At 72.8% G+C, this 24464-nt stretch carries 20 protein-coding genes; 13 read left to right on the top strand and 7 right to left on the bottom strand.

Features of this window, described 5'->3' with window-relative positions; translation table 11 throughout:
- The first annotated feature begins 116 nt into the window (after positions 1 to 116).
- Positions 117 to 1265, top strand: coding sequence for a hypothetical protein (locus ACFWBY_RS03990; RefSeq protein ID WP_385342223.1), 1149 nt, complete (start codon positions 117 to 119; stop codon positions 1263 to 1265).
- 63 nt (positions 1266 to 1328) lie between these two features.
- On the opposite strand, the gene ACFWBY_RS03995 is transcribed toward ACFWBY_RS03990, so the two are convergent.
- Complete coding sequence (locus ACFWBY_RS03995) at positions 1329 to 2276, bottom strand: helix-turn-helix domain-containing protein (RefSeq protein WP_385341675.1); 948 nt, start codon at positions 2274 to 2276, stop codon at positions 1329 to 1331.
- A 99-nt stretch (positions 2277 to 2375) separates the two neighbouring features.
- Between ACFWBY_RS03995 and ACFWBY_RS04000 the strand changes: the two genes are divergently transcribed.
- The 8 genes from ACFWBY_RS04000 to ACFWBY_RS04035 all read left to right on the top strand — a co-directional run bounded on the left by ACFWBY_RS04000 (position 2376) and on the right by ACFWBY_RS04035 (position 11971).
- The gene (locus ACFWBY_RS04000) at positions 2376 to 3407 is read left to right on the top strand and encodes a saccharopine dehydrogenase NADP-binding domain-containing protein (RefSeq protein WP_385341678.1); all 1032 of its coding nucleotides are present in this window, start codon (positions 2376 to 2378) and stop codon (positions 3405 to 3407) included.
- Between the two features lie 218 nt (positions 3408 to 3625).
- A complete protein-coding gene (locus ACFWBY_RS04005) occupies positions 3626 to 3790 on the top strand; it encodes a hypothetical protein (protein ID WP_385341681.1) in 165 nt (54 codons plus the stop codon).
- A 561-nt stretch (positions 3791 to 4351) separates the two neighbouring features.
- Positions 4352 to 5788: a cellulase family glycosylhydrolase gene (locus ACFWBY_RS04010; protein WP_385341745.1), complete on the top strand. Its 1437-nt coding sequence runs from the start codon at positions 4352 to 4354 to the stop codon at positions 5786 to 5788.
- Positions 5789 to 6008: 220 nt separating this feature from the next.
- Positions 6009 to 7244, top strand: coding sequence for a M48 family metallopeptidase (locus ACFWBY_RS04015; RefSeq protein WP_385341682.1), 1236 nt, complete (start codon positions 6009 to 6011; stop codon positions 7242 to 7244).
- 177 nt (positions 7245 to 7421) lie between these two features.
- Entirely contained in the window at positions 7422 to 7997 is a 576-nt protein-coding gene (gene thpR / locus ACFWBY_RS04020) for an RNA 2',3'-cyclic phosphodiesterase (RefSeq protein ID WP_385341746.1), read from the top strand.
- A gap of 292 nt (positions 7998 to 8289) precedes the next feature.
- Complete coding sequence (locus tag ACFWBY_RS04025; RefSeq protein ID WP_385341685.1) at positions 8290 to 9639, top strand: discoidin domain-containing protein; 1350 nt, start codon at positions 8290 to 8292, stop codon at positions 9637 to 9639.
- Positions 9639 to 10949, top strand: coding sequence for an MFS transporter (locus ACFWBY_RS04030; RefSeq protein ID WP_385341687.1), 1311 nt, complete (start codon positions 9639 to 9641; stop codon positions 10947 to 10949). The genes ACFWBY_RS04025 and ACFWBY_RS04030 overlap by 1 nt, the downstream gene beginning before the upstream one ends.
- Positions 10946 to 11971 (top strand): hypothetical protein, encoded by a 1026-nt coding sequence (locus tag ACFWBY_RS04035; RefSeq protein WP_385341690.1) that lies wholly within the window; start codon positions 10946 to 10948, stop codon positions 11969 to 11971. The genes ACFWBY_RS04030 and ACFWBY_RS04035 overlap by 4 nt, the downstream gene beginning before the upstream one ends.
- Positions 11972 to 11987: 16 nt before the next feature.
- On the opposite strand, the gene ACFWBY_RS04040 is transcribed toward ACFWBY_RS04035, so the two are convergent.
- Complete coding sequence (locus ACFWBY_RS04040; RefSeq protein ID WP_385341693.1) at positions 11988 to 13274, bottom strand: phospholipase D-like domain-containing protein; 1287 nt, start codon at positions 13272 to 13274, stop codon at positions 11988 to 11990.
- A 103-nt stretch (positions 13275 to 13377) separates the two neighbouring features.
- Positions 13378 to 14826 (bottom strand): argininosuccinate synthase, encoded by a 1449-nt coding sequence (gene argG, locus ACFWBY_RS04045; protein ID WP_385341696.1) that lies wholly within the window; start codon positions 14824 to 14826, stop codon positions 13378 to 13380.
- A 165-nt stretch (positions 14827 to 14991) separates the two neighbouring features.
- On the opposite strand from argG, the gene ACFWBY_RS04050 reads away from it, so the two are divergent.
- On the top strand, positions 14992 to 15717 hold the full coding sequence (locus ACFWBY_RS04050; RefSeq protein ID WP_385341698.1) for a hypothetical protein: 726 nt from the start codon (positions 14992 to 14994) through the stop codon (positions 15715 to 15717).
- A gap of 43 nt (positions 15718 to 15760) precedes the next feature.
- On the opposite strand, the gene ACFWBY_RS04055 is transcribed toward ACFWBY_RS04050, so the two are convergent.
- Positions 15761 to 16426 (bottom strand): DUF2993 domain-containing protein, encoded by a 666-nt coding sequence (locus ACFWBY_RS04055; protein ID WP_385341700.1) that lies wholly within the window; start codon positions 16424 to 16426, stop codon positions 15761 to 15763.
- Positions 16427 to 16645: 219 nt separating this feature from the next.
- Between ACFWBY_RS04055 and ACFWBY_RS04060 the strand changes: the two genes are divergently transcribed.
- On the top strand, positions 16646 to 18349 hold the full coding sequence (locus ACFWBY_RS04060) for an FAD-dependent monooxygenase (RefSeq protein WP_385341703.1): 1704 nt from the start codon (positions 16646 to 16648) through the stop codon (positions 18347 to 18349).
- A 271-nt stretch (positions 18350 to 18620) separates the two neighbouring features.
- Complete coding sequence (gene trpS, locus ACFWBY_RS04065) at positions 18621 to 19754, top strand: tryptophan--tRNA ligase (protein WP_385341706.1); 1134 nt, start codon at positions 18621 to 18623, stop codon at positions 19752 to 19754.
- Positions 19755 to 19821: 67 nt separating this feature from the next.
- On the opposite strand, the gene ACFWBY_RS04070 is transcribed toward trpS, so the two are convergent.
- From ACFWBY_RS04070 to ACFWBY_RS04080, 3 genes are all read right to left on the bottom strand, one after another.
- Positions 19822 to 20343: a rhodanese-like domain-containing protein gene (locus tag ACFWBY_RS04070; RefSeq protein ID WP_385341707.1), complete on the bottom strand. Its 522-nt coding sequence runs from the start codon at positions 20341 to 20343 to the stop codon at positions 19822 to 19824.
- Positions 20344 to 20537: 194 nt separating this feature from the next.
- On the bottom strand, positions 20538 to 21581 hold the full coding sequence (locus ACFWBY_RS04075; protein ID WP_385341709.1) for a helix-turn-helix domain-containing protein: 1044 nt from the start codon (positions 21579 to 21581) through the stop codon (positions 20538 to 20540).
- A gap of 109 nt (positions 21582 to 21690) precedes the next feature.
- A complete protein-coding gene (locus ACFWBY_RS04080) occupies positions 21691 to 23193 on the bottom strand; it encodes a cellulose binding domain-containing protein (protein WP_385341712.1) in 1503 nt (500 codons plus the stop codon).
- Positions 23194 to 23456: 263 nt separating this feature from the next.
- Between ACFWBY_RS04080 and ACFWBY_RS04085 the strand changes: the two genes are divergently transcribed.
- Positions 23457 to 24056, top strand: coding sequence for a DapH/DapD/GlmU-related protein (locus ACFWBY_RS04085; RefSeq protein WP_385341713.1), 600 nt, complete (start codon positions 23457 to 23459; stop codon positions 24054 to 24056).
- The last annotated feature ends 408 nt before the right edge of the window (positions 24057 to 24464 follow it).

The following is a 24464-nucleotide window of genomic DNA, read 5'->3' on the forward strand; positions in this document are numbered from 1 at the left end:
GAGGCGCCCCCATCACACCGATGCGGGGCGCCTTCGCGTTTCCGCACGTGGCGGCCGTTCCGTCGGCCGGGTCCCCGCGGGTTACCGTGTCCCTTCATCAGAGGGGGAGTACAGCGATGTCGCACAACACGGGGTGGGGACAGCACCCGGGACAGCCCATGCCGCAGTGGGGAGGCTGGATGCCGCCGGCCGCGCCGCAGCCGGGCGTCATACCCCTGCAGCCGCTCGGAACGGGCGAGATAGTCAACGGCGCGTTCGCGGCCTTCCGCCGCTACTGGAAGCCCCTGGCCGGCATCATGCTCACGGTGCAGGGAGTCGGACTCCTGCTCGTGGTCACCGCGATCGGCATCTGCGTCGCGGCGGCGCGGAGCCGGTTCACCGCCGTCTTCGACGTCCCGCCGGGGGAAGGCCCCGCCGGCTCGGACGTGGCGGCGCTGTTCCTGGCCTTCGTACCGGCCGGCGTGCTCCTGCTCATCACCATGACGGTGAGCGCGGCGGTGATCAGCGCCCTGTGCCCTGCCGTGATCCAGGAGGCCGTGCTCGGCCGCCCCACGACCTTCGGCGCCATGTGGCGCCGCAGTTGGTCCCGGCTCCCGTCGGTGCTCGGCACCGTACTGCTCGCCGGGCTGATCGCGGGCGGGCCGGTGATCCTGCTCTACGCCGTCTGCTTCCCGCTGATCATCATGTCCCTGGACGGCTCCGGGCCTCCGGCCGCCATGTTCCTGCTGTTCCCGGGCATGCTGGTCTGCGTGCCCCTGTCGGTGTGGCTCATGACACGGTTCAGCCTCGCGCCGGCCGCCGCGGTGTGCGAGGGGCTCGGACCCGTCGCGGCGCTGCGGCGCTCCTCCCAGCTGGTCAAGGACGGCTGGTGGCGCGTGTTCGGCGTCACGATGCTCGGGTACATCGTGGCGATGGCGGTGGGTTACGTCATCCAGATGCCGTTCGGCTTCGTCGGGATGGTCGCGCTCTTCCCGAACCTGGCGAATGCGAACGAAGGCAGCCCGGACGTCGGCGCGATCATCCTCGGATTCGTCGTGTACGCGGTCAGCCTCCTGGTCGGCGGCATGATCAGCGCGCTGTTCCAGTACGGCTTCCCCCAGTTGGTCATCGCCCTGCTCTACGTGGACCAGCGGATGCGCAAGGAGAACCTCGCGCCGGCCCTGATCGCCTCCATCACCCCCACGTACGCCCCCGCGCCCGCCGCGGCGCCGGGCCCGGGGCTCACGCCCGAGACCGCACCGGGAACCGCGCCCGGCCAGGTGTGACGGATCGTCCTGCGCGCGGCCCGGCCCGAACGTCGGGCCGGGCCGCGGCCGCGCCCGCGCCCGTCAGGCGGGCCCGGCGCCGCGGAAGGAGCGCCGGTAGGTGTCCGGTGGGACCCCGACGGTCCGCTTGAACTGCCGGCGGAGCGTCGTGGCGGTCCCCATGCCCGTGGCGCGGGCGACCGCTTCGATGCTCTCGTCGGTAACCTCCAGCAGTTCCTGTGCCCGGCGCACCCGCTGGACCAGGAGCCACTGGAGCGGAGTCTGCCCGAGCACCGACCGGAACTGCCGCCCGAGGTGGCGCGGGCTCGTGTTCGCCCGGCGGGCCATGTCGGTCACGGTCAGCGGCTGGTCCAGCCGCTGCTGCACCCAGGCCAGCAGGTGGGCCAGTACGTGTTCTCCCCCGGTCTGCACCGGCGTGGCCACGAACTGCGCCTGACCGCCCGGCCGGTGGGGCGGCATGACGAGGCGCCGGGCCACCGAGTTGGCGATGGCCGCTCCGTGGTCGAGATGGATCAGGTGGAGGCAGAGATCGACGGCGGCGGCCTTGCCCGCGGCCGTGAGCACGCTCCCGTTGTCCGTGTACAGCACGTCCGGGTCGACCTCCGCCAGCGGATGGCGTGCGCTCAGTTCGGCGGCATGGGCCCAGTGGGTGGTGGCCCGCCGGCCGTCCAGCAGGCCCGCTGCGCCGAGCACGAACGCCCCGGTGCACAAGGAGGCGACGCGGGCGCCCGCCTCGTGGGCGGCGCGCACGGCGTCGATCAGCTCCGCAGGCAGCGGATCGTCGATGTCGGCACACGCGGGCACGATCACGGTGTCGGCGGCGGCCAATTGCTCCAGTCCGTGGTCGGGCTCGACCGTGAAGGGGCCGACCTTCACCGGGCCGACCCCGCAGAGCTGCACGTCGTACCAGCCGTCCGCGGCTTCGGGCGGCGGGTTGCCGAAGATCTCGCAGGCCACCGCCAGCTCGAAGTGCAGCTGGTGTCCGACGGTCGGCAGGGCGACAGTTGGCATGTCCGAAAGTGTACGGGTGATGTCGTTGCGGACCATCACGATCGGGGTGCGCACGCGGCGAGACTGGACTCGTCAAGGGATCGAGAACGGGGAAAAGTGATGAACACGACGGCCGCAGTGGTGGTTTACGGGGCGACAGGGCACACCGGTCGCTTCATCGTCGCCGAACTCCGCGGGCGCGGCGTGGCCACCGTCGTCTCCGGCCGCAACGCGGCCCAGTTGGAAGTGCTGGCGGCCGAGTGGCCGGGGGTGGTCGTGCGGCCGGCCACCGTGGACGACGCGGGCTCGCTGGACCGGGCCCTCGCCGGCGCGGCGGCCGTCATCAACTGCGCCGGACCGTTCGCGGTGACGGGTGGCCCCCTCGTCGAGGCGGCCCTGCGCGCGGGGATCCCGTACCTCGACGTCGCGGCGGAGATCGAGGCGAACGTCGCGACCTTCGCCGACCACGCGGAGGCGGCCCGGACGTCGGGCACGCCCGTGGTGCCGGCCATGGCCTTCTTCGGTGGCCTGGGCGACCTGTTGGTGACCGCGGCCATGGGAGAGCGGACCGCCGCGGACGAGGTGCACGTCGCCTACGGTTTGACCAGCTGGCATCCCACACCGGGCACCCGGACGGCCGGTGAGGTGTCGCACGAGCGTCGGGCGGGCCGTCGGGTGCGGTTCACGGGCGGCGCGCTGCAATACCACGACGACACGGCGCGGGAGCAGGACTGGCTCTTCCCGGAGCCGCTGGGCCGGCGAGCGGTGATCGCGGAGTTCACCATGGCGGACGTCGTCACCGTCCCCAGCCACTTCACGGTGCCCGAGGTCCGCACCTACATGGCCGTCGAAGCCGCACGCGACCTCGCAGGCAAGGACACGCCGGAGCCGGAACCGGTCGACGGACTGGGCCGGTCGGACCAGGTCTTCGTCGTGGACGTCCTGATCCGCGCGGGAGGCGTGGAGCGGCGCGCGAGCGCCCGGGGCCAGGACATCTACGCGATCACCGCACCGCTGGTGGTCGAGGCGGTCCAGCGGATCCTGGCGGGACGGACGCGGACCACGGGCGTGGCGTCGGCCGGCGCGATGTTCGACGCGGCGGACTTCCTCCGGGCGCTTTCCCCGGTCCTGTCGGTCGAGCTCCCGCGCTGACACCCCGGGGGCCGGGGCGGCCTGCGGGGCCCGCGTCGCGGCCGAACGGTGCCCCGCTGCGCGTGTGAGGAGCGCCGCGAGGGGGAACGCGACAGGCAGGGCGGCGAGTTCACTCCGCTTCGAGGGCGCGCCGACCGCAACCGGAGCGTCCTGGCTTCCGTTCTCCGGGCGGCGGCCCGTGCCGCCCGCCCCCGTCGCCTCACCCCGGAGGAGTTCTCATGGCCCTCCTCAGCACGATCGCCGTGGTCCTCGTCGCCTGGTCCGCCGCCGGCGTGGCCACTGCCGCCTTGTACACCGCCCTGCGCACCTGGCACGTACGGCGCCACCGGGCGCCGGCGCCGGCCGGCGCCACGGCGGTCGCCGCCGCCTCCAGGAGGAGGTGAACGGGGCGCTTTCGCCGCCGGTGTCCGGGGAGAGCAATGTCCCTGCGACGGGACACGGCGGCTGACCCGGCCTGTCGTGCGCAGCGGTCCGGGTGAGGGCGGCGTGCGCGAGAAGCTGTCCGGCCGGGCCGCGATCCTTCTGCCGATGGGGTCGGCGCCTCCCAGCGGGACGCTGCCGCAGGCGTGGCTTCAGGCGCGCCAGGCGCGGCCGGTGTCCGGAGCCGGGTCGGCTCTCTTTCGAAGGCCCCGACGCCTCCCGCGGCGCCGGTCATCAACGGGTGCGGGGCGGGCCGCGGCAGGTGTCCGGGGCATGTGGGGCGCTCCCCGGCAGTGCGGTGACGCGGGCGTCGGCGGGCCGGCAGAGCGGTGCGGCCCGCCGGACGGATCCGGCTGGTCCGCGGCCGTCTCCGGGCCCCGGTCCGGCGTCCACCTTCTTGGACTCCTTGCGCAATCCCTTGTGCGGCCGGGCCGGACGCTGCTATTCCCTTCCATGTCGTTAGGAAAGTTTCCTTACGAACAGTCGATCGTCACCAGGACGGAGACACCTTGAAGCCCCCACGCATGCGACTGCGCTCCCTCGGCGCCGCCGGAACCCTCGTCACCGCGCTCCTCGTCGGCCTCACCACCACGCCCGGTACGGCCTCGGCGGCCCCTGTCGTCCAGGAGGCGGAGAACGCCGTGGTCTCCCGGGGCGCGGCCGAGTCCAACCACGCCGGCTACACCGGCAGCGGCTTCGTCAACTACGACAACGTCACGGGCAGTTACGTCGAGTGGACGGTCAACGCCGCTCAGGCCGGCGACGCGGTGGTCAGCCTGCGCTATGCCAACGGCACCACTGCCAACCGGCCCATGACCATCACCGTCAACGGAACGCCCGTCGCGCCGAACAAGGCGTTCAACGCAACGGGCGCCTGGACGACTTGGGCCACGACGGGGCTGACCGCCACCCTCAAGGCCGGCGCGAACACCGTCCGGGCCACCGCCACCACCGCCAACGGCGGCCCCAACGTCGACCACCTCGCCGTCGACACCGGATCCACGCCGCCCGTACCCGGCACCACCCCGGTCGCCGCCAACGGCCGGCTCTCGGTCTGCGGCACCAAGCTGTGCAACAAGTACGGAAAGCCGGTGCAGTTGCGCGGCATGAGCACGCACGGCACCCAGTGGTACGCGCAGTGCCTCACCGGTGGTTCGCTCGACGCCCTCGCCAAGGACTGGAACGCGGACGTCCTGCGCGTCTCGACGTACGTCCAGGAGGACGGCTACGAGACCGACCCACAGAAGTTCACCGACCTCGCCCACTCGCTCATAGAGCAGGCGACGGCGCGCGGCATGTACGTGATCGTCGACTGGCACATGCTCGATCCGGGCGACCCGCAGTACAACCTGGCCAAGGCCAAGACGTTCTTCACCGCGATCGCCAACCGCCACAAGGGCAAGGACAACATCTTCTACGAGATCGCCAACGAGCCCAGCGGCGTGAGCTGGTCCAAGATCAAGAGCTATGCGGAGCAGATCATCCCGGTCATCCGGAACATCGACTCCGACGCCCCGGTCATCGTCGGCACCCGGGCCTGGTCCTCCCTCGGCGTCTCCGAGGGCGCGGACGAGAACGAGGTCGTCGGCAACCAGGTGAACGCGTCCAACATCATGTACACGTTCCACTTCTACGCCTCCTCACACCGCGAGGAGTACCTGGACACCCTCTCCCGCGCCGCCGACCGCATCCCGGTGTTCGTCACCGAGTTCGGCACGCAGAACTACGCCGGTGAGGGCGGCAACGACTTCACGATGTCGCAGAAGTACCTCGACCTGATGGCGGCCAAGAAGATCAGCTGGACCAACTGGAACTTCTCCGACGACAACCGCACCGGAGCGGTCTTCAAGACGGGCACCTGCGACCGCAACGGCCCGTGGACCGGCACCACTTCGCTCAAGCCGGCCGGTGTCTGGATCCGCGACCGCATCCGCACCGCCGACGACTTCCCCACCGCCTGACCCAGCCCCGGGCCCCGGCCCGACCCCGGCCCCCGCACGGGTGGACCCCACCGCCGCGGGGGCCGGGGCACCGCGGCGCGCAGCTCCGCGAGTGCGCCCTCTATGCTGCCGGGACCGTGGATCATGGTGGTCCGCGCGGGGGGACGGGTTCGTGGAAACCAGCGGTGACCTGGCGCAGCGTGTCGTTCGGTCGTGCCCGGAGTGCGGGGCGGGCGTTCCGGTGGACGAGCGGCACGTCGACTGGTGCGCGGCCTGCGACTGGAACGTGGATCCGGGTGCTCCGGATCCCGAACCCGGCCGGATCGCCGCCGCCCGGCGGCGGCTCGCCCGGAAACACGGCGAACAGCTCGCCGCCGAGATGGAGCGGTCCGGCGGCACGGTCGAGCCAGTGAGGCGCGACGCGACGACGCTGCTGGCGTTCGGGATCGCCCTGCTCGTGCACGGCGTGACCGTGCTCCTCGCGGTGGGGGGCGTCCTGCTGGTCCTGCTGGGCTGGAACGCCGGCATCCAGCCGGCGATCGGCGCGCTGTTGCTGGTTCTGGCATGGTTGGCGCGGCCGCGGCGCAGCCGGCTCCCGAAGGACGAGCCCGTGCTGTACCGGTCGGACGCGCCGGAGCTCTTCGAGCTGATCGACGGGGTCGGGCGGGCCGTGGGGACCCACGGGGTGTACGCCGTGGTGGTCAGAGCCGACGCCAACGCCGCGGTCACGAACTACGGTCTGCGGGCGCGCCGGGTGCTCTTCCTCGGCCTCGGACTGTGGGAGATCCTCTCGCCCCGGGAGCGGGTGGCCCTGCTGGGTCACGAGCTGGGGCACTTCGCCAACGGGGACACCCGGCGCGGCACCGTCCTGGCCGACGCGCTGGCCGCCCTGGACACGTGGTTCCACATCCTGACGCCCGTGCCACAACCCGATCTGTGGGAACGGATCACGAGCGCGTTGATGCTCCTGCCCCGGTGGGCGGTCTTGGGGCTGCTGACGCTCTTGGACCACTTGACCTTGCGCGACTCGCAGCGCGGGGAGTACCTGGCCGACGTGAGTGCGGCCCGGGCCGGGTCCACCGAGGCGGCGGCGGCGCTGATGGACCGGCTCTTGGTCTGCGGGGCCGTCGGGAACCAGCTGCGCCGCGAGTCGGTGGTGGCGCGGATGGCTAACGGGCCGGGCGGGCACTCGGCCCGCGACCAGGGCGAGGACGGGCTGTGGGAGCGGCTGGCCGGGCACTTCGCCGCCGTGCCGGAGCACGAGTACGAGCGCCTGCGGCGGGTCGCGGCGCGGCGGGGGCACACCGTCGACGCCACGCACCCGCCGACCCACCTGCGCCGCCGCTGCGCCGCGGCGGCCGGACCCTTCCCCCAGCAGGTGCCGTACGACGCCTCGCGCGCGGCGGCGGTGTCGGGCGAACTCGCGGCCGCCCGTGCCGTCCTGGCCCGAGAGGTCATCCGCGACCACGCGGGCTGAGGGCGGCTTCAGGCGATGCCGGCCTCGACCTGTCGTCGGGCGGCGGCCCGGACGTCCTCGAAGTCGCCGACCGCGAGCCGCTCGGGGTCGGGGCCTCTGGTGCGCCCCGGGGCCGGCCCCGGGGGGCCGATGTGACGGGATCGCCCCGCGCACTGTACGAAGTCACTCGTGAACGAAATGATCCGGCCCGCGACCGTTCGCGTCTTCATCGCCCTCGCCCCGCCCGACGACGCGAAGGACGAACTGGCGCGAGCACTCCGCCCCGCCTACGACGCGTACCCGCACATGCGGTGGAACCGCATCGAGGACTGGCACGTCACCCTGGCCTTCCTCGGTGAGCTCCCGGCCGCGGCCGTTCCCCTGCTGCGCCCGCCGCTCGCCGACCTCGCGGCGGCGCGCGGGCCCGTACGACTGGCGCTGCGCGGCGGCGGGCACTTCGGGGAGCGGGTGCTGTGGAGCGGGATCGACGGGGACCTCGAAGGACTGCACCTGCTCGCCACGGACGTGCGCTCCGTGGTGAAGGAGTGCGGCATCCCCTTCGAGGACCGGCCCCTGCGCCCCCACCTGACGCTGGCCCGCGCCCGCCGCAACGACCCCTCCTCCGCCGTCGAGGCCGCCGCCGGGCTCGCCGCGTTCGCCGGGAGTCCGTGGCGGACGGAACGGCTGCACTTGGTGGGCAGCAACATCGGCCGCGGCCCCGGGCGGATCCACTACCGGGACATCGAGGCCTGGGACCTCGACGGCGGGGGCTGACCCGCGCGGGGCGGCGCCACCGGAGCAGGGCGGCCCCGCGGCTCCACAGGTCCGCCGGACCGTTCCCAACTCCCCGGCAGCGCGCACCAGATGACTAGTAGGAAACTTTCCTGTTTGCTAGCATCCCGCTTCGGCGGCTTGGCGCGGTGCCCGAACTCCTGGGCATGACGCGCTCAGCGAGAGCTCTGACCCGGCCGCTGTGACACCGTCCTCCCCTGCCCGCGGGCGGGTCGGAGGCGCGGGTCACGTACCCGTGCCAGCTCTCGCCACCCACAAGGCCAGGGAGTCAGGAATGCGCCTGAGCACCCCAAGTACGCCCCATGTCACCGCATCACGCCGCACGGTGGGCGTGGTCATCGCCGCCGTGCTCCTCCTCGTCGGCGGGCTGTTGCTCGCCTACCCCGAACGGGCCGGCGCCGCCGCCGACCCCCTGATCTCGCGCGGCAAGACCGCCACCGCGTCCTCGAGCGAGTCGTCGGCCCTCGGCCCGCAGAAGGCCTTCGACGGCGATCCGGCCAGCCGCTGGGCGAGCGCCGAGGGCAAGGATCCTCAGTGGGTACGCGTCGACCTCGGCGCCTCCGCGACCGTGACCCGTGTGCGGCTCGCCTGGGAGGCCGCGTACGCCAAGACCTACCGCGTCGAGATATCCGCCGACGGCACCACCTGGACCCGCCTCGCCAACGAGACGGCCGGGAACGGCGGCACCGACGACTGGACCGCCCTGTCCGGCAAGGGCCGCTACCTGCGCGTGTACGGGACCGCCCGGGGCACCTCCTACGGCTACTCCCTGTACGAGGTCGAGGTGTACGGCACCTTCGGCGGCGGGGAGCCCCCGCAGACCGGCGCCTTCACCGTGGTGGCCGCCGGTGACATCGCCGCCCAGTGCACCGCGTCCGACAGCTCCTGCGCGCACCCCAAGACCGCCGCGCAGGCCCAGAAGATCAACCCGAAGTTCTACCTGACCATGGGCGACAACCAGTACGACGACGCCCGGATCTCCGACTTCCGCAACTACTACGACAAGACGTGGGGGGCCTTCAAGGACAAGACGCGGCCGGTGCCGGGCAACCACGAGACCTATGACCCCGCGGGACCCCTCGCCGGCTACAAGGCCTACTTCGGAGCCATCGCCTACCCCCAGGGCAAGAGCTACTACAGCTTCGACGAGGGCAACTGGCACTTCATCGCCCTGGACTCCAACTCCTTCGACCAGAAGGCACAGATCGACTGGCTCAAGGCGGACCTCGCCGCCAACGCCAAGTCCTGCGTCGCCGCCTACTGGCACCACCCGCTGTACTCCTCGGGCGGCCACGGAAACGACCCGGTCAGCAAGCCGGTCTGGAACATCCTGTACGGCGCCAAGGCCGACCTCGTGCTGAACGGGCACGACCACCACTACGAGCGGTTCGCCCCGCAGGACCCGAGCGGCAAGGCCGTCGCCGACGGGATCACCGAGATCGTCGGGGGCATGGGCGGCGCCGAGCCCTACGACATCGAGAACGTCCAGCCCAACAGCCAGAAGCGGATCACCGGCCAGTACGGGGTCCTGAAGATGGACTTCACCGACTCGGGCTACAGCTGGACCTACGTCGGTACCGACGGCAGCGTCAAGGACACCAGCCCGAAGTACACCTGCCACTGATGTACCTGGCGACCACAGGCCGCCGGGACACGCCGGTCCCGCCCCGCACCGTCGGGGAGGGCCGGCGCGTTCCCGGCACCGTCCTGGCACTCGGCACGGTCAGCCTCGTCACCGACATCTCCTCGGAGATGGTCACGGCGGTGCTGCCGCTCTACCTCGTCCTCGGACTCGGTCTCTCACCCCTCCAGTTCGGATTCCTGGACGGCCTGCTGGGCGGCGGCGCCGCGGTCGTCCGGCTGCTCGGCGGGCACTTCGCCGACCGCGGCCACCGCTACAAGCGGGTCGCGGGGATCGGCTACGCCCTGTCGGCGTGCTCCCGTCTCGGCCTGCTGCTCGCGGGCGCCGGCGCCGCCGGGATCACGGCGGCGCTGGCCGCCGACCGGGTCGGCAAGGGCATCCGTACGGCCCCCCGCGACGCCCTGATCACCTTGAGCTCCCACCCCGACGCGCTCGGCCGGTCCTTCGGCGTGCACCGGGCGATGGACACCGCCGGAGCCCTGCTCGGTCCGCTCGCCGCCTTCGCCCTGCTGTGGGCGACCGCCGGCGCGTACGACGCGGTGTTCTTCGTCAGCTTCTGCGTCGGGCTGCTCGGCGTACTGCTCCTGGTCCTCTACGTTCCCGGCCGCCACCCGGTGCCGACTGCGGCTCCGGCCCCGCGCACCGGCAAGGCGCCGGCGACCTTCGCGGCCCTGCGCGATCCCGCCTTCCGGCGGATCCTCGCGGCCGCCGCCCTGCTCGGCGCCGCCACCATCGGCGACGCCTTCGTCTACCTCCTGCTCCAGCGCCGCCTCGGGCTCTCCCCCAGCTGGTTCCCCCTGCTGCCGCTCGGCGCGGCGGCGGGCTACCTGCTGCTCGCCGTTCCGGCGGGCCGGCTCGCGGACCGGATCGGCCGGCGCCGGCCGTTCCTGTACGGACACCTCGCGCTGCTCGGGGCCTACGCCGTCCTGCTCGTCCCCGCAGGCGGCCCGGCCCTGCTCGTCCTCGTGCCCGTCCTCGCGCTGCTCGGCGTCTTCTACGCCTGCACCGACGGAGTACTGATGGCCCTCGCCGGACCGGCGCTGCCCGCCGAGGGCAGGGCGGGCGGTCTCGCCCTGCTCCAGACCGGCCAGGCGGTCGCGCGGATGCTCGCCGCGGCGGGCTTCGGCGCCGCGTGGACGGTGTGGGGGCCGCAGCACGCACTGTGGGCGGCCATGGCCGTGCTGGTCGCCGCGCTGGCCGGCGGCCGGGCCCTGCTCCCCCGCGACCCGTCCGGCACCCCCGCCCCCGGGGCGACGCCGGCCACCCCCACCCCCGAGAGGCGGACCGGATGACCACGAGGCTCCCCGGAGCGAGGCTCCCGCTCGGCCGGCGGGCCCGTACGGCCGTCGTGGCGGCCGCGCTGGTGGCCCTGACGGGCGGATCCGTCGCGTACGCCCTGCACGCGGGCTCCCGCCAGGACGGCCGGGCGGCCGCCGGCGCGTCCGCCGAAGCCTCCTTCACCCTGGACGGACCCGCCCTGTACTTCCGGGACTCCGCCACGGGACGGGTCGCGCACCGGCCGCTGCCGCCGGACGCCGCGGGCGCCGCGACCACCGGCGGCCCCGCCTGCGACCGGTTCCACACCGCCGGGGAGAGCGCCCTGTGCCTGCGGGCCGAGCCCGGGGTGCTGCCGAAGACGTACGCGATCGTCCTCGACCGGCAGCTGCGCGAGGTGCGCCGGGTCACCGTGCCGGGCGTTCCGACCCGGGCCCGCGTGTCCGCCTCCGGGCAGATGCTGGCCTGGACGGTGTTCGCCACCGGCGACTCCTACGCCACGACGGCGTTCTCGACCCGGACCGCCGTCCTCGACCTGCGCACCGGCTACCTCGTCAAGTCCCTGGAGGAGATCCCCCTGACCATCGACGGCGAGCGCTACCACGCGCCCGACGTCAACTACTGGGGGGTGAGCTTCGCCCGCGACGACGACCGCTTCTACGCGACCGTGTCCACCAAGGGGCGCACCTACCTCGTCGAGGGGAACATGAAGGACTGGTCGGCCAAGACGCTGCGGCAGAACGTCGAGTGCCCCTCCCTCTCGCCCGACGACACCCGGATCGCCTTCAAGAAGAAGGTGTCCGACGATCCGTCCGCACCCTGGCGGCTGTACGTGCTGGACCTGCGGACCATGACCGAGACCCCGCTCGCGGAGACCCGGAGCGTGGACGACCAGGCCGCCTGGCTGGACGACGGCACGGTCGCGTACGCGCTGCCGGGCGCGGAGGGACGGCCCAGCGACATCTGGACCGTCCCCGCGGACGGCGGCGGCGCACCCCGGATCGCCGTCGCGGGAGGGTCCTCGCCCGCGGCGCGGTGAGCCGCGGGCGTCCTGACTACTGGTCCGCGGCCGTGCGCTGCGTGCGGAAGTTCTCCCGGTAGGCGTCGTGCACGTCGGCGTCCTCGTACTTCAGCAGCGCCTCGTCATTGCTCGTCAGCCCCATGTTCGTATAGGGGTGACTGCCCGTGAAGACGATCTTCTGGTTCTTCAGGCCCTTGTAAGCGCCCTCGATCAGAAGGTACTTGGAGTGGGTGGAGGTGCCGCCCTGCGCGTCGTCGTTCAGCTGGTGCAGGGAGATGCCGCCGAACTTGGTGGGCTTGGCCAGTTGGTCGGCGATCGCGGTGCCGGTGTTGTCGAGCTGGCGGTAGACGATGTCGACGTAGCAGCCCGCTTCGTCGAGCTCCCACAGCTTCTTCGCCACCTCGACGCGGGTGATCTGGTGCATGGCGATCCGGATCACGGTCCGGCCGTCGGCCGTGCCGAAGCCGTCGGTGTTGCCGTAGCAGGCGGCGCTGCCCTCGACCGGATTGTCCACCGTGTTCAGGATGTTGAGGATCGGGTCCGAGGCGGACCGGGGGAAGAAGTAGGCCTTGGCCTTGCCCGCCTGGTACTCCGTCGACAGGTCGGAGACCTGCAGGGCCGGATCGGCCTGGGCGGCGGTCAGCCGGCCGAAGTAGCCGGAGTAGGCGTCGAACAGCTCCGTGTTGCCCGCCACCGTCAGGGCGTCGTTCCACGCCTTCTGCCGGTCCCACGGGGTCTGGTTCATCGACGTCTGAACGACGACGTTGTCCACCGGGACGGTGCCGGAGGCACTGCCCGTGGTGCGGGAGAAGAGGTAGAACTTGTTGTGGTTGTTGCTGTAGGCGGTGTCGGCCGGGTTCGGGTCCTTGGCCAGGCAGGCCTGCCGGTCACCGCAGACGCGCACCCACGAGTTCCCGGAAGTCTGGGTCTTGACCGCGAGGCCTTCGGCGAGCTTCGTGTAGGACGGGCCGCCCGCGTAGTGCTTGAGGCTCTCGCTGTCGAGCAGCACCTGGACGTCGACCCCGCGCAGGTGCGCCGCGTTGAGCCGTCCCACGAGCCAGTCGGACCCGAAGACGTACGAAGAGATCTTGATGGAGGATCCGGGCACGGCGCCGTCGATGAGGCGCGAGAGGTGCCCGAAGATCACGTCCTGCTTGGCAGGGTCGCTCGGGTCGTTGAAGAGCGCGCCCGTGGTCACGAGCGGTACGGCCCCGGCGGCCGGCTGGGTCACGGCGGCCGCTGCGCCAGGCGCGGCGGCGCACACGACCGAGCCGAGTATGAGGGCGGTGGCAGCCGTCATCATATTTTTGATCTTTGTCATGGCGGGCACATTACTGAACGTTTTCCCGCCACTGAAAACGGGCCGGCGCACCGTGAGCGGGTGCACCGGCCCGTCGGGCCGAACGGTCGGGCCCGACCGGTCATCAGTCGGTGCCGAACTCCATCGCGGCGCGGTCCAGCAGCTCGTCGTCGCCGGAGACCTCGCCGCGGGAGGCGATGGCCTCGGCGCCGCCCTCGGGCATGGCGCCGATCAGGCCGGTCCCGGGCGCCTGGGCGACGCCGACCAGCTCGGGGTGGGCGGTGCCGACGATGCCGAGGCCGGCGTACTGCTCGAGCCTGGCGCGCGAGTCGGCGATGTCGAGGTTGCGCATGGTGAGCTGGCCGATCCGGTCGACCGGCCCGAAGGCCGAGTCCTCGGTGCGCTCCATCGACAGCTTGTCCGGGTGGTAGCTGAACGCGGGGCCCGTGGTGTTGAGGATCGAGTAGTCCTCGCCGCGCCGCAGCCGCAGGGTCACCTCACCGGTGACCGCCGAGCCGACCCAGCGCTGGAGGGACTCGCGGACCATCAGCGCCTGCGGGTCCAGCCAGCGGCCCTCGTACATCAGCCGGCCGAGGCGCCGTCCCTCGTTGTGGTACTGGGCGAGGGTGTCCTCGTTGTGGATCGCGTTGACGAGGCGTTCGTACGCGGCGTGCAGCAGCGCCATGCCGGGCGCCTCGTAGATGCCGCGGCTCTTGGCCTCGATGATCCGGTTCTCGATCTGGTCCGACATGCCCATGCCGTGGCGGCCGCCGATCGCGTTGGCCTCCATCACCAGGTCGACGGCGGAGGCGAACTCCTTGCCGTTGACCGTGACCGGGCGGCCCTGTGCGAAGCCGATGGTCACGTCCTCGGTCGCGATCTCGACCGAGGGGTCCCAGAACCGGACGCCCATGATCGGCTCCACGGTCTCGACGCCGGTGTCCAGGTGCTCCAGCGTCTTGGCCTCGTGGGTGGCGCCCCAGATGTTCGCGTCGGTCGAGTACGCCTTCTCCGTGCTGTCGCGGTACGGCAGGTCATGGGCGACCAGCCACTCCGACATCTCCTTGCGGCCGCCGAGCTCGGTGACGAAGTCGGCGTCGAGCCACGGCTTGTAGATGCGCAGGTGGGGGTTGGCCAGGAGGCCGTAGCGGTAGAACCGCTCGATGTCGTTGCCCTTGAAGGTCGATCCGTCGCCCCAGATCTGCACGCCGTCCTCGAGCATCGCGCGCACCAGGAGCGTGCCGGTGACGGCGCGGCCGAGCGGCGTGGTGTTGAAGTAGGCACGGCCGCCCGAGCGGATGTGGAACGCCCCGCAGGCGAGCGCGGCCAGGCCTTCCTCGACGAGCGCCGCGCGGCAGTCGACCAGGCGGGCGATCTCGGCGCCGTAGGCCTTCGCACGGCCGGGCACCGAGGCGATGTCGGGCTCGTCGTACTGGCCGATGTCGGCGGTGTAGGTGCAGGGGACGGCACCCTTGTCGCGCATCCACGCGACCGCGACGGAGGTGTCGAGGCCGCCGGAGAAGGCGATGCCGACGTGCTCGCCGACGGGCAGAGAGGTGAGAACCTTAGACATGGGAAGAGTATGCACCTGAACACATGTTTATGCAAAACAGGGTGCCCTCGAGCCGCTGCCCGGCTACGAGCCGCTCATCGGCGGCGATCCGAGCCGGCATCCGGTCCCGGGCGCGGACGGCGCCCGTGTGACCATGTCTCTTCGCCAGCACCACATGGGGGGACCATGCGCACCTGTACCACCGCCGCCGCCAGCCTTGCCGCCGCGCTCGCGGGGGTGCTCGTCCTGGCCGGCTGCGCCGGCTCCACCGGGAGCCCGAACGCGAGGGCCGGCAGCGCCGCCGCGTCCGCCGCAGCGGGCCCCGCCACGGCCGCGCCCGGCGGCGGACCGGTGTACGAGGGCCCCCGGCCCCAGGACCAGAACCTGCTGGCCTGGACCGGCGACCCCAACGACGCGGGGCACGTCACCGCCCAGACGGCCGCCGGGGTCGGCGGACGCGTGACCCTGGTACGGCTCGTCCTGCGCGAGCGGATCACGTGGTCCAACATCTGGCTGGGCCTGGCCGGGATCGACGCGAACGCCCAGCTCTCCCACTGCTACCTCGGCGTGTACGACGCGAGCGGCACCCTGCTCGCCTCCACCGCCGACGTCTCCCCGCTGCTGATGACCGAGGCCGTGGCCAAGCCGCTGCCCCTCGCCAAGCCGTTCACCGCCGAGCCCGGGACGTACTTCGTCGCCCTCCTCCTCAACGGCAGCTGGGCCACCAACGCCCTGACCCTCAAGGCCACGGGCGCCGGGATCTCCGTGAACGCGGGCCTGGCTCCCCCGAGCCTGCGCTACAGCACGGTCCTGACCGGCCAGAGCTCCCTGCCTGCGACGCTGAACCTCGCCGAGCAGTCCACGAGCACGATCAACACCGGCTGGGGCAGCCAGTGGTACGCCGTCTCCTGACCGGCCCGCGGCGCGGCGGCGCCCCGCCCGCTGCCCGGCCCCGTCAGGCGGTGGTGCACCCGGCGCCCGCGCGGGGCGCCGTGGCGCCGGGTGAGAGCGCGAAGTCGAGTACGAGGCCTGCGGCGCCCGCGCGGGCACCGGTCAGGCGGGCGCCCTCGGGCAGATCCGGGATCTCTACCGTCCGCGGCTCCAGCTTGTCGGCGACGCGGGCGGCGCCGGGGAACGAGGACAGGGCCCCCACCGGCACCTGGCGTCCCAACAGGCTGACCGTCGCGGGGGTGATGGTGACGGTGTTCGCGGTGGTGGACAGGTCCGCGACCACCGTGACGGGCAGGCCGCCCGCTCCCCCGGTGACGGTGAGGCGGCTTCCGTCGCTGCCCAGTTCCACGCCCTGGCCCTCTTCGCCCATCCTCGCCGCCAGCTGCTTGTAGGCCACGGTCGCCGTGGCGCTGCCTCCCTCGGTGCGCCCGTCGGTGGAGACCCCGCGCAGCGTCGCGGCGAAATCGACGTCGGCGCCCTGGTGGTGCACGCCCTCGGCGGTGACGCGGACCGTGCCGACCGTGCCGGTGAGCGCGCCGAGGCCGGCGAGGGCGCCCTCCAGTTCGACGTCGACTCCCCCGGCGGTGTCCAGGCGGCAGGCGACGGCCTCGGAGACCCGCCGCTCGATCTCGCCCTCGACGTAGACGTCGGCGGCGGCCGCGGCCGCCACGGCCACAGTGAGCGCGCAGGCGGAGGCAAGCAGGAGCGTGCGGCGAGGTATCACTGGGCGGTGGTTCCGATCCGGGAGGGTACGGCGGGGGCCGCGGGCAGGTGCGCCCCTGATTCTGCCCCGGGTCCTTTCCGGGCCGGGCGCCCGGGTCGCCCTCAGGGTGCCGCCGGGTGACCATGGAGTACGGGGCCGGTCGGAGCCGAGCGGTGGGAGGCACCCGTGGCACACGCCCACACGACGGACGTACTGATCGTGGGAGCCGGACCGGTAGGGCTGAGTGCGGCCGCCGAGCTGCGCCGGCAGGCCGTGAACTGCCGTCTCGTCGAGCGGCTGCCGGCCCGACTTCCCTATGCCAAGGCGGTCGGTGTCCAGCCGCGGACCCTGGAGATCTGGGACCGCATGGGGCTGGCCCGCACCATGCTGGAGGCGTCCGTCGCGCTGCGCGGCCAGCTGATGTACGTCAACGGCCGGGAGCAGGGCCGCATCGACCTCACGCTCCCGCCCGAAGTGCCCTACTGGTTCGCCGCGCTGCCGCAGTACGAGACCGAGCGCCTGCTCGAGGAGTACGTCGCCTCCCTGGGGACGGCCATCGAGCGCGGCACCGAACTGCTGTCCTTCACCCAGGACCAGGAGGGCGTCACCGCGCGGCTGCTCAACACCTCCGGAGCCGAGGAAGAGCTGCGCGCCCGCTATCTGGTCGGCTGCGACGGTGCGCACAGCACCGTGCGCAAAGGGCTGGGACTCTCCTACGAGGGCGGCGCCTTCCCCGAGGAGTACATGCTGGCCGACGTCGAGGCCGACTGGGACCTGCCGCACGGCTACACCGTACGGTCCGTCCACCGCGGCGCCGACGGTTCCACGGACGACCTGCTGGTCTGCATCCCGCTTCCCGGCAAGGGCCGCTACCGCATGTCGATGCTGGTGCCGCCCGAACTCTCCGCACGGGCGACGGGCCCGGAGTCCCCCGCCGGCGACGGCGTGGCGCACGGGCTGGAGAAGGCCGGCCGCGTCCCGGAGCTGTCCCACATCCAGGCCGTGGCCGACCGCCTCGCCCCCACGCCCACCGTCCTGTCCCGGATGCGCTGGTCGTCCGTCTTCCGCATCAGCCACCGCATCGTCGACCGCTACGGCGACGGACGCGTCTTCGTCGCGGGGGACGCCGCCCACATCCACCCGCCCACCGGCGCCCAGGGCATGAACACCGGCATCCAGGACGCCTGCAACCTCGCCTGGAAGCTCGCACTCGCCGTCCGGGGAGAGGCCGGTCCCTCCCTGCTGGCCAGCTACGACGCCGAGCGCCGCCCGGTCGGCGAGGAGGTCGTCGGCCGGACGGTCAGGCACGCCGCGCAAGGCATCGAGGCCGACCCCGACGACCCGCTGACCATCCAGCTCCGTGAGGCCCAACTCCTCGTCGGCTACCGGGGCGGTCCGCTCGCGCCCGCCCCGTACGGGCCGCCCGCCGCGCCCCAGCCCGGGGACCGCGCCCCGGACTGCGCGGGACTGACCCGGTCCATCGCCGCCTACCCGTGGCGGCTGCTCGACGTCCTGCGCGGCCGTACGGCGCACGTCGTGCTCCTGTACGCGGCCGACTCCGCGGCCCTGGCCGGGGCGGCCGAGGCGGTCCGGGCCGCGGACGGGGGAACGGGCGCGGCCGGCGGCCCGACCGGCGGGCCCGCCCTGCAGACGCTCGCCGTCCTCGCCCGGGAGGCCGCGCCGCCCGCCTCCGGTGCCCCGGCCGTTGCGGACTCCCCGGCCGTTCCCGGATACCTCGACGCCGCGGGGGAGTTCGCCCGGCTCTACCGCCCCGACGGCCCGACCGGCTTCCTCGTCCGCCCGGACGGGTACCTCGCCGCCCGCTTCCCCCTCGCCGGCACGGCGGGGGCCCTGTCCGACTACCTCGCGGCCCTGTCCGCGCCACGGTGAACGCCGTGGCGGGCGGTGCCGGCGGCCGCGCTCCGCGGCCTCGAAGACCGGCGGAACCCGCTCGGGGCGAAAATGCCCGGCCCCGGGCGGGCCGGGTCCGGTAGCCTCGAGACATGTCCGTTTCGTCTCGTCCGTGCTGGTGGCGCTCCCCGTAGGAGCGGCCACGGACCAGTCATACCCCCCCCGGGCCGTCGATCGGACGGCCCGGGACGCATGTGCTCCCGGGTGCCCCGGGCGGCGGTCCTCCCCCTTCCAGGCAGGAGACCCGCACATGTCGAACCTCGATTTCCTCGCCCCGCATACCCGCAACCAGGCGCAGAGCCAGACGCAGGGCCAGGCGCAGGGCCAGGCGCACGCCGATGTGGCGGTCGCGCAGCGGCGCAGCGCCGAGCTGGAGCTGCGGATCCGGGACGCCCCCGGCCGCTTCCGAGTACTGACCGGGGACCGGCCCACCGGACGGCTCCACCTCGGCCACTACTTCGGGACGCTCCAGGGCCGCGTGCGGCTGCAGGACGCGGGCGTGGACACGTACGTGGTGGTGGCGGACTACCAGGTGCTCACCGACCGGGACGTGGCCCAGCGGCTGACCGAGCACGTCGAGGACCTGGTCCTCGACTACCTCGCCGCCGGGATCGACCCCGAGCGTTCCACGATCTTCACGCACAGCGCGCTGCCCGCCCTGAACCAGCTGCTGCTTCCGTTCCTGTCCCTGGTCTCGGTCGCCGAGCTGCGCCGCAATCCGACGGTCAAGGACGAGATCGCGCACTCCCGGCAGGCCTCGGTCAGCGGGCTGATGTTCACCTATCCCGTGCACCAGGCCGCCGACATCCTCTTCTGCAAGGCGAACCTCGTGCCGGTCGGACAGGACCAGCTGCCGCACCTGGAGGTCACGCGCACGGTCGCCCGCCGCTTCAACGACCGCTACGGACAAGGGGGACCGGTGTTCCCGGAACCCGACGCGCTGTTGTCGGCGGCGCCGCTGCTCCTGGGGACCGACGGGACGAAGATGAGCAAGTCCCGTGGAAACGCCATTGCCTTGTCCGACACGGCGGACGAGACCGCCCGCCTCGTCAAGGGCGCCAAGACCGATGCGGTGCGCCGGATCACCTACGACCCGGTCGGCCGTCCCGAGGTCTCCAGCCTGGTCCTGCTCGCAGCGCTGTGCCAGGACCGGGAACCGCAGGAGGTGGCGCGGGAGATCGGCGACGCGGGGTCGGCCGCCCTGAAGCGGACGGTGACCGAGGCGGTCAACGACCGTCTCGCGCCGCTGCGTTCGCGCCGTGCGGAGTTCGCCGCGGACAGGGCGTACGTGCGGGGGCTCGTCCGGGCCGGCAACGAGCGGGCGAACGCGATCGCCGAGACCACCTTGGAGGAGGTCCGCGCGGCCATGGGTACTAGCTACTGAGGCGCCGCCCGTGCCCGGCGGCCCCTTTCGGGGTGCCGGGCACGGGCCCGGTTGGCCCGCACCCGGTTCAGCAAGCGCACGAGATGCCCGAGCGCGGGGCGGTCAGGTCGTCGACCCGGCGCTGGTCGGGGCCCTGGGCGGTCTCGTAGGCGAAGCCCTCGCGGACCCAGTACTCGAAGCCGCCGAGCATCTCCTTCACCTGGTAGCCGAGGCGGGCGAAGGCGAGCGCCGCGCGGGTGGCGCCGTTGCAGCCGGGACCCCAGCAGTACGTGACCACGGTCACGGCCGGGTCGATCAGGGTGGGCGCCAGCTCGGCGATCCGCGCGGTCGGGACGTGCAGGGCGCCGGGGATGTGGCCCTGGTCCCAGGACTCGACGCTGCGGGAGTCGACCACGACGATGCCGGGAACGCCGGCGAGCAGGTCGGCGCGGACGTCGGAGACGTCGGCCTCGAAGGCGAGCCGGGCGGCGTAGTGGGCGGCGGCGTCCGCCGGGGCCGCCGCGGGGACGGACAGGACGGCGCCGGCGGCCCCGGCGGGGGCGACGGTAGAAAGGGTGCCGGCGGGGGCGGTGGCGAGGATGGCGGACATCGGCGTACTCCTTGGGCGGGGCAGGACGGGGCGGGGGTCTCTCGCGCCGGCCGGGTCGTTTCCCTTGCGGCGATGACTCCATCCTCTGTCCCGCGCCCGCACGCTTCGAGTGGCGTGAACGCCGCTGTTCGTCAAGATCCCGCCACCGCCCGCCAGTGCCCGCCACCGCTCGTGAAGGCCCGGGAAAGCCTTCCTCACGGCCGCGCGGCGACCCTCACGAAGGCCTTCCGGTACGCCGTGGGCGTCGTGCGCATCTGCCGCGTGAAGTGGTGGCGGAAGGTCGCCGCCGAGTCGAAGCCGACGGCGGCCGCCACCTCGTCCACCGAGCCCTCGCCCGATTCCAGCAGCGGCAGGCTCGCGGAGATCCGCTGGGAGACGACCCACCGCATCGGGCTCACGCCGTTGCGGCGGGTGAAGTGACGCAGGAAGGACCGCTCGGACATCCGGGCCTCGCGGGCCAGGGCCGGGACCGAGAGCGGCGTGTACAGGCGCCGCATGGCCCAGGTCATGCTCTGGGCGATGCCGTCGTCCGCGGCGTCGGGGCCGACCTCGCCGACCGCCGCCTCGATGAACTGGGCCTGCCCGCCCTCGCGGTGGGGCGGTACGACGAAGCGGCGGGCCACGGTGTTGGCCACGGCGGCGCCGTGGTCGCCGCGCACCAGGTAGAGGCAGAGGTCGATCCCGGCGGCGCTGCCCGCGCTGGTCAGCACGTCGCCGTTGTCGACGTACAGGACGTCCGGGTCGACCTCGATGGCGGGGTGCCGCTCGGCGAGCGTACGGGCGTAGCGCCAGTGGGTGGTGGCGCGGCGTCCGTCGAGCAGGCCGGTCGCGGCGAGCGCGAAGGCCCCCGAGCAGATCGAGACCAGGCGCGCCCCCCTGGCATGGGCCGTGGTCAGGGCCTCGACGAGCTCCCCGGGTATCGCGCCGCCCGCCGAGGAGACGCCGGGAACGATCACGGTGTCGGCGGCCGCGAGCACGTCGAGGCCGTGTTCGGCCCGGAGGGTGAATCCGCCGACGGCGCGCAGGTCGCGTCCCGGCTCCGCCGAACAGACCCGCAGCTCGTACCAAGGGATGTCCCCCAGCTCGGGCCGGGAGAGCCCGAACACCTCGACGACCACGCCCAGCTCGAAGGGGGCCATGCCGTCGAAGGCGAGGACCGCCACCACGTGGGCGGGAGCCGGCTTCCCGAGCTCGACGGCCACGGCGTTCGCGGCAGTTACGGAGGGCTGCGGAGTCATACCGGCACTCTAATGAGCGGCGGGAGCGCCCCCGGCCGGGCGGGCGCGCTCCCGCCGAGGGCCGGGGGGGAAGGCCCGAGGGCCGGGGGCCCAAGGGCCGGGGACCTGACTAGCGCAGTGCGCCGAGCGCCTTCGTGAAGGCGAGCGGCTGCTGGAGGATCGAGCTGCACGTCGCGTCGGCGTGGTTGACGGCTCCGGCGGGGCACTGCTTGTCGCGGGTCCCGGACCACATCGCCAGGCGGCCGATTCCCTTCGACCGCGCGAAGTCCACGAGCTCGGTCGCGTCGGCGACGGTGAAGATCTCGCTGGTGACGTCGTTGACCCCGATCATCGGTGTGACGGCGACCGTCTTCCAGGCGGCCGCGTCGGACAGCCCGAGCACGGCCTTGACCTGTGCCTGCGTGGCCGTCGCGGCCTGGATCGCGTACTGCCCCATGTCGCCGCTGTAGGCGGGCCCGTAGTCCATCGCCATGATGTTGACGCCGTCGACCCGTACGCCGGCCTTCTTCGCGTCGGCCAGCAGCGCCACACCCGGCGGGGTGAGGCCTTCCGGCATCACGGGAAGCGTGAACGCCACGTCGAGACCCGGGTGGGACTTCTGCAGCGCGGCGACGGCCTGTGCGCGGCGGGCGTTGGCCGCGGTGTCGGGCAGGGCCGCCCCCTCGATGTCGAAGTCGACCTTGGTCAGCCGGTACTGGTCGACGACCTTGCCGTACGCGGCGGCCAGCTCGCCCACCGATCCGCAGTTCAGGGCCAGTTCGTGGCCGGCTGCGCCACCGAAGGAGACGCGCACGTCCCCGCCGCCGGCTCGCAGGGCTCCGATCTGCGCGGCCACTTTGTCGCTCGCGAGGTCGGTGACGCCGCCCCACAGCGGGGCGCAGCCTCCTCCGGAGGTGATGAAGGCGAGGTGGAACTCCTTGACGCCGGTCTTGGCCACCGTGTCGGCCAGGTCGTAGGCGGGGTAGAGGGAGGTGTCCACGTACGGGGCGAAGCGCGCCCCGTCGGCCGGGGTACCGCTCGTCGGCGGGGTCGTGGGGGGCGCGGACGGGGACGCGGTCCGCGTTGGCTGCCCGGAGGGCGTGCCCGGCGCGGGTGCGCCGGTGCTCGGCGAGGCCGTTGCCGTCGGGGACGGGACGGTGGTGGGGCGGCCGCCCGGCGCGGGTGTCGTGCCCTGGTCGGCGGAGCACTTCACGCCGTCGATGCGGCAGGCCGTGGGGGCGCCGGAGTCGGCGGTCCCACTGGCCACGAAGCCGACGGTGACGGACGCCCTGGGGGCGAGCGCCGCGTTCCAGTCGGCCGGCTTCACGGTGACGTGGCGCCCGGAGACCGTGTGGGTTCCGTTCCACAGGGAGTCGATCTTCGTGCCCGCGGGCAGGTCGAACTCCAGGGTCCACCCCTCGCGCGTCTGCCCGGACTTGTTGGTGATCACGTACTGCCCGGTGTAACCGCCGCTCCAGGCGGCGGACTTGGTGTACACCGCTCCTACGGTGGCGGCCTGCGCGGTGCCGGTGAACAGGAAGGCGGCGCCGCCGATCACCACCGCCGCCGCGAACGCGCCCGCGGCCTTCGTCTTCTTTCCCGTCCTGCGCCGGTGACCGGTCGTCCTGCCCATCGCGTGCCTGCCTCTGATCGGGGGGTGGGGTGGGGCAGTACGCTAGCCGCCCCGAAACGGACATTTGATCGATTCGAGGCAGGGGGTGTGAGTCTTAGGTTCCGCTTAAGGAAGCGATCGGGGGCCGTTAAGCCGAACCGGCAAGTCCGCTCCGTGAACAGTCCGTTGATCCCCGTACGGGCCCGGCCCGTGGGGCATATGCTCCCTTCGTACGTCAGTACGCCGTGCATCCGAACGCCTGCGAGCCGTAAGGGGACCGCTCCGTGAGTGTCCGCATCCAACCCTCCTCCCAGGTCGACGAAACGGCCGAACTCGGGGAGGGGACCACGATCTGGGATCTGGCGCAGGTACGGGAGGACGCGCGGCTCGGCCGGGACTGCATCGTGGGCCGCGGGGCGTACGTCGGACCCGGCGTACGGATCGGCGACAACGTGAAGCTGCAGAACTACGCGCTCGTGTACGAACCCGCCGTGCTCGGCGACGGCGTGTTCATCGGCCCCGCCGTGGTGCTCACCAATGACTTCTACCCGCGGGCGGTCGATCCCGACGGACGCCAGAAGCGCGGCGGCGACTGGGAGGCGGCCGGGGTCGTGGTGGCCGAGGGCGCCTCGCTCGGGGCCCGGTCGGTGTGCGTGGCGGGGGTCCGCGTGGGGCGCTGGGCACTGGTGGCGGCCGGCGCGGTCGTCTCCCGGGACGTGCCGGACTTCGCACTGGTCGCGGGCGTTCCGGCCCGCCGCATCGGCTGGGTGGGCCGGGCCGGGGTCCGTCTGGTGGAACGCGAGGGCGAGCCGGGCGTGTGGGAGTGTCCGCGCACCGGCGTGCTGCACGAGGAGACGGACGGGACGCTGAGCGAACGGACTTGACGGAACGTCCGCGATTTAGGTGCGCGGCATTTCCTCAAAACCACAATCAACGAACATCCTTGGGCATACCTTGTCCCTGTACACGGGATCTGAGCAGGCAACAGGCTGTTTTCAGTGGGGGGTTGTACACGACGAGGGCATCGCGGACGAGGTGACGGCCGGCGCAGGAGCGCCCGCCCGGCGCCGCCGTCCGCGCGTGCTCCGGTCCGGGGCGTAGCTGGAGGGGGATCCAGCGGGCGCCCACGGGCGGTTCGTGCCATCGGGGGGATCACACCGCGGGCACGTGTCCCGTCATGCGCGTTTCCCCTCCGCCGAACGACGACCGCCGGGTCTGTCCGAGGAACAATTCAGAGGGGGTAGGTGTGTTGGAGCCGTACAGCTCGGACATACGGGGTGTGCTCGGCACAC

It is taken from the genome of Streptomyces sp. NPDC060049, assembly GCF_042736715.1.
Lineage (GTDB): Bacteria > Actinomycetota > Actinomycetes > Streptomycetales > Streptomycetaceae > Streptomyces.

Excerpts from the sequence above, each read along its gene's own strand:
- thpR (WP_385341746.1), top strand. The coding sequence starts at position 7,422 with ATGATCCGGCCCGCGACCGTTCGCGTCTTCATCGCCCTCGCCCCGCCC.
- ACFWBY_RS04005 (WP_385341681.1), top strand. The coding sequence starts at position 3,626 with ATGGCCCTCCTCAGCACGATCGCCGTGGTCCTCGTCGCCTGGTCCGCC.
- ACFWBY_RS04050 (WP_385341698.1), top strand. The coding sequence starts at position 14,992 with ATGCGCACCTGTACCACCGCCGCCGCCAGCCTTGCCGCCGCGCTCGCG.
- ACFWBY_RS04075 (WP_385341709.1), bottom strand. The coding sequence starts at position 21,581 with ATGACTCCGCAGCCCTCCGTAACTGCCGCGAACGCCGTGGCCGTCGAG.
- ACFWBY_RS04000 (WP_385341678.1), top strand. The coding sequence starts at position 2,376 with ATGAACACGACGGCCGCAGTGGTGGTTTACGGGGCGACAGGGCACACC.
- ACFWBY_RS04025 (WP_385341685.1), top strand. The coding sequence starts at position 8,290 with ATGCGCCTGAGCACCCCAAGTACGCCCCATGTCACCGCATCACGCCGC.
- ACFWBY_RS04010 (WP_385341745.1), top strand. The coding sequence starts at position 4,352 with ATGCGACTGCGCTCCCTCGGCGCCGCCGGAACCCTCGTCACCGCGCTC.
- ACFWBY_RS03990 (WP_385342223.1), top strand. The coding sequence starts at position 117 with ATGTCGCACAACACGGGGTGGGGACAGCACCCGGGACAGCCCATGCCG.
- ACFWBY_RS04040 (WP_385341693.1), bottom strand. The coding sequence starts at position 13,274 with ATGACAAAGATCAAAAATATGATGACGGCTGCCACCGCCCTCATACTC.
- ACFWBY_RS04030 (WP_385341687.1), top strand. The coding sequence starts at position 9,639 with ATGTACCTGGCGACCACAGGCCGCCGGGACACGCCGGTCCCGCCCCGC.
- argG (WP_385341696.1), bottom strand. The coding sequence starts at position 14,826 with ATGTCTAAGGTTCTCACCTCTCTGCCCGTCGGCGAGCACGTCGGCATC.
- ACFWBY_RS04070 (WP_385341707.1), bottom strand. The coding sequence starts at position 20,343 with ATGTCCGCCATCCTCGCCACCGCCCCCGCCGGCACCCTTTCTACCGTC.
- trpS (WP_385341706.1), top strand. The coding sequence starts at position 18,621 with ATGTCGAACCTCGATTTCCTCGCCCCGCATACCCGCAACCAGGCGCAG.
- ACFWBY_RS04035 (WP_385341690.1), top strand. The coding sequence starts at position 10,946 with ATGACCACGAGGCTCCCCGGAGCGAGGCTCCCGCTCGGCCGGCGGGCC.
- ACFWBY_RS03995 (WP_385341675.1), bottom strand. The coding sequence starts at position 2,276 with ATGCCAACTGTCGCCCTGCCGACCGTCGGACACCAGCTGCACTTCGAG.
- ACFWBY_RS04080 (WP_385341712.1), bottom strand. The coding sequence starts at position 23,193 with ATGGGCAGGACGACCGGTCACCGGCGCAGGACGGGAAAGAAGACGAAG.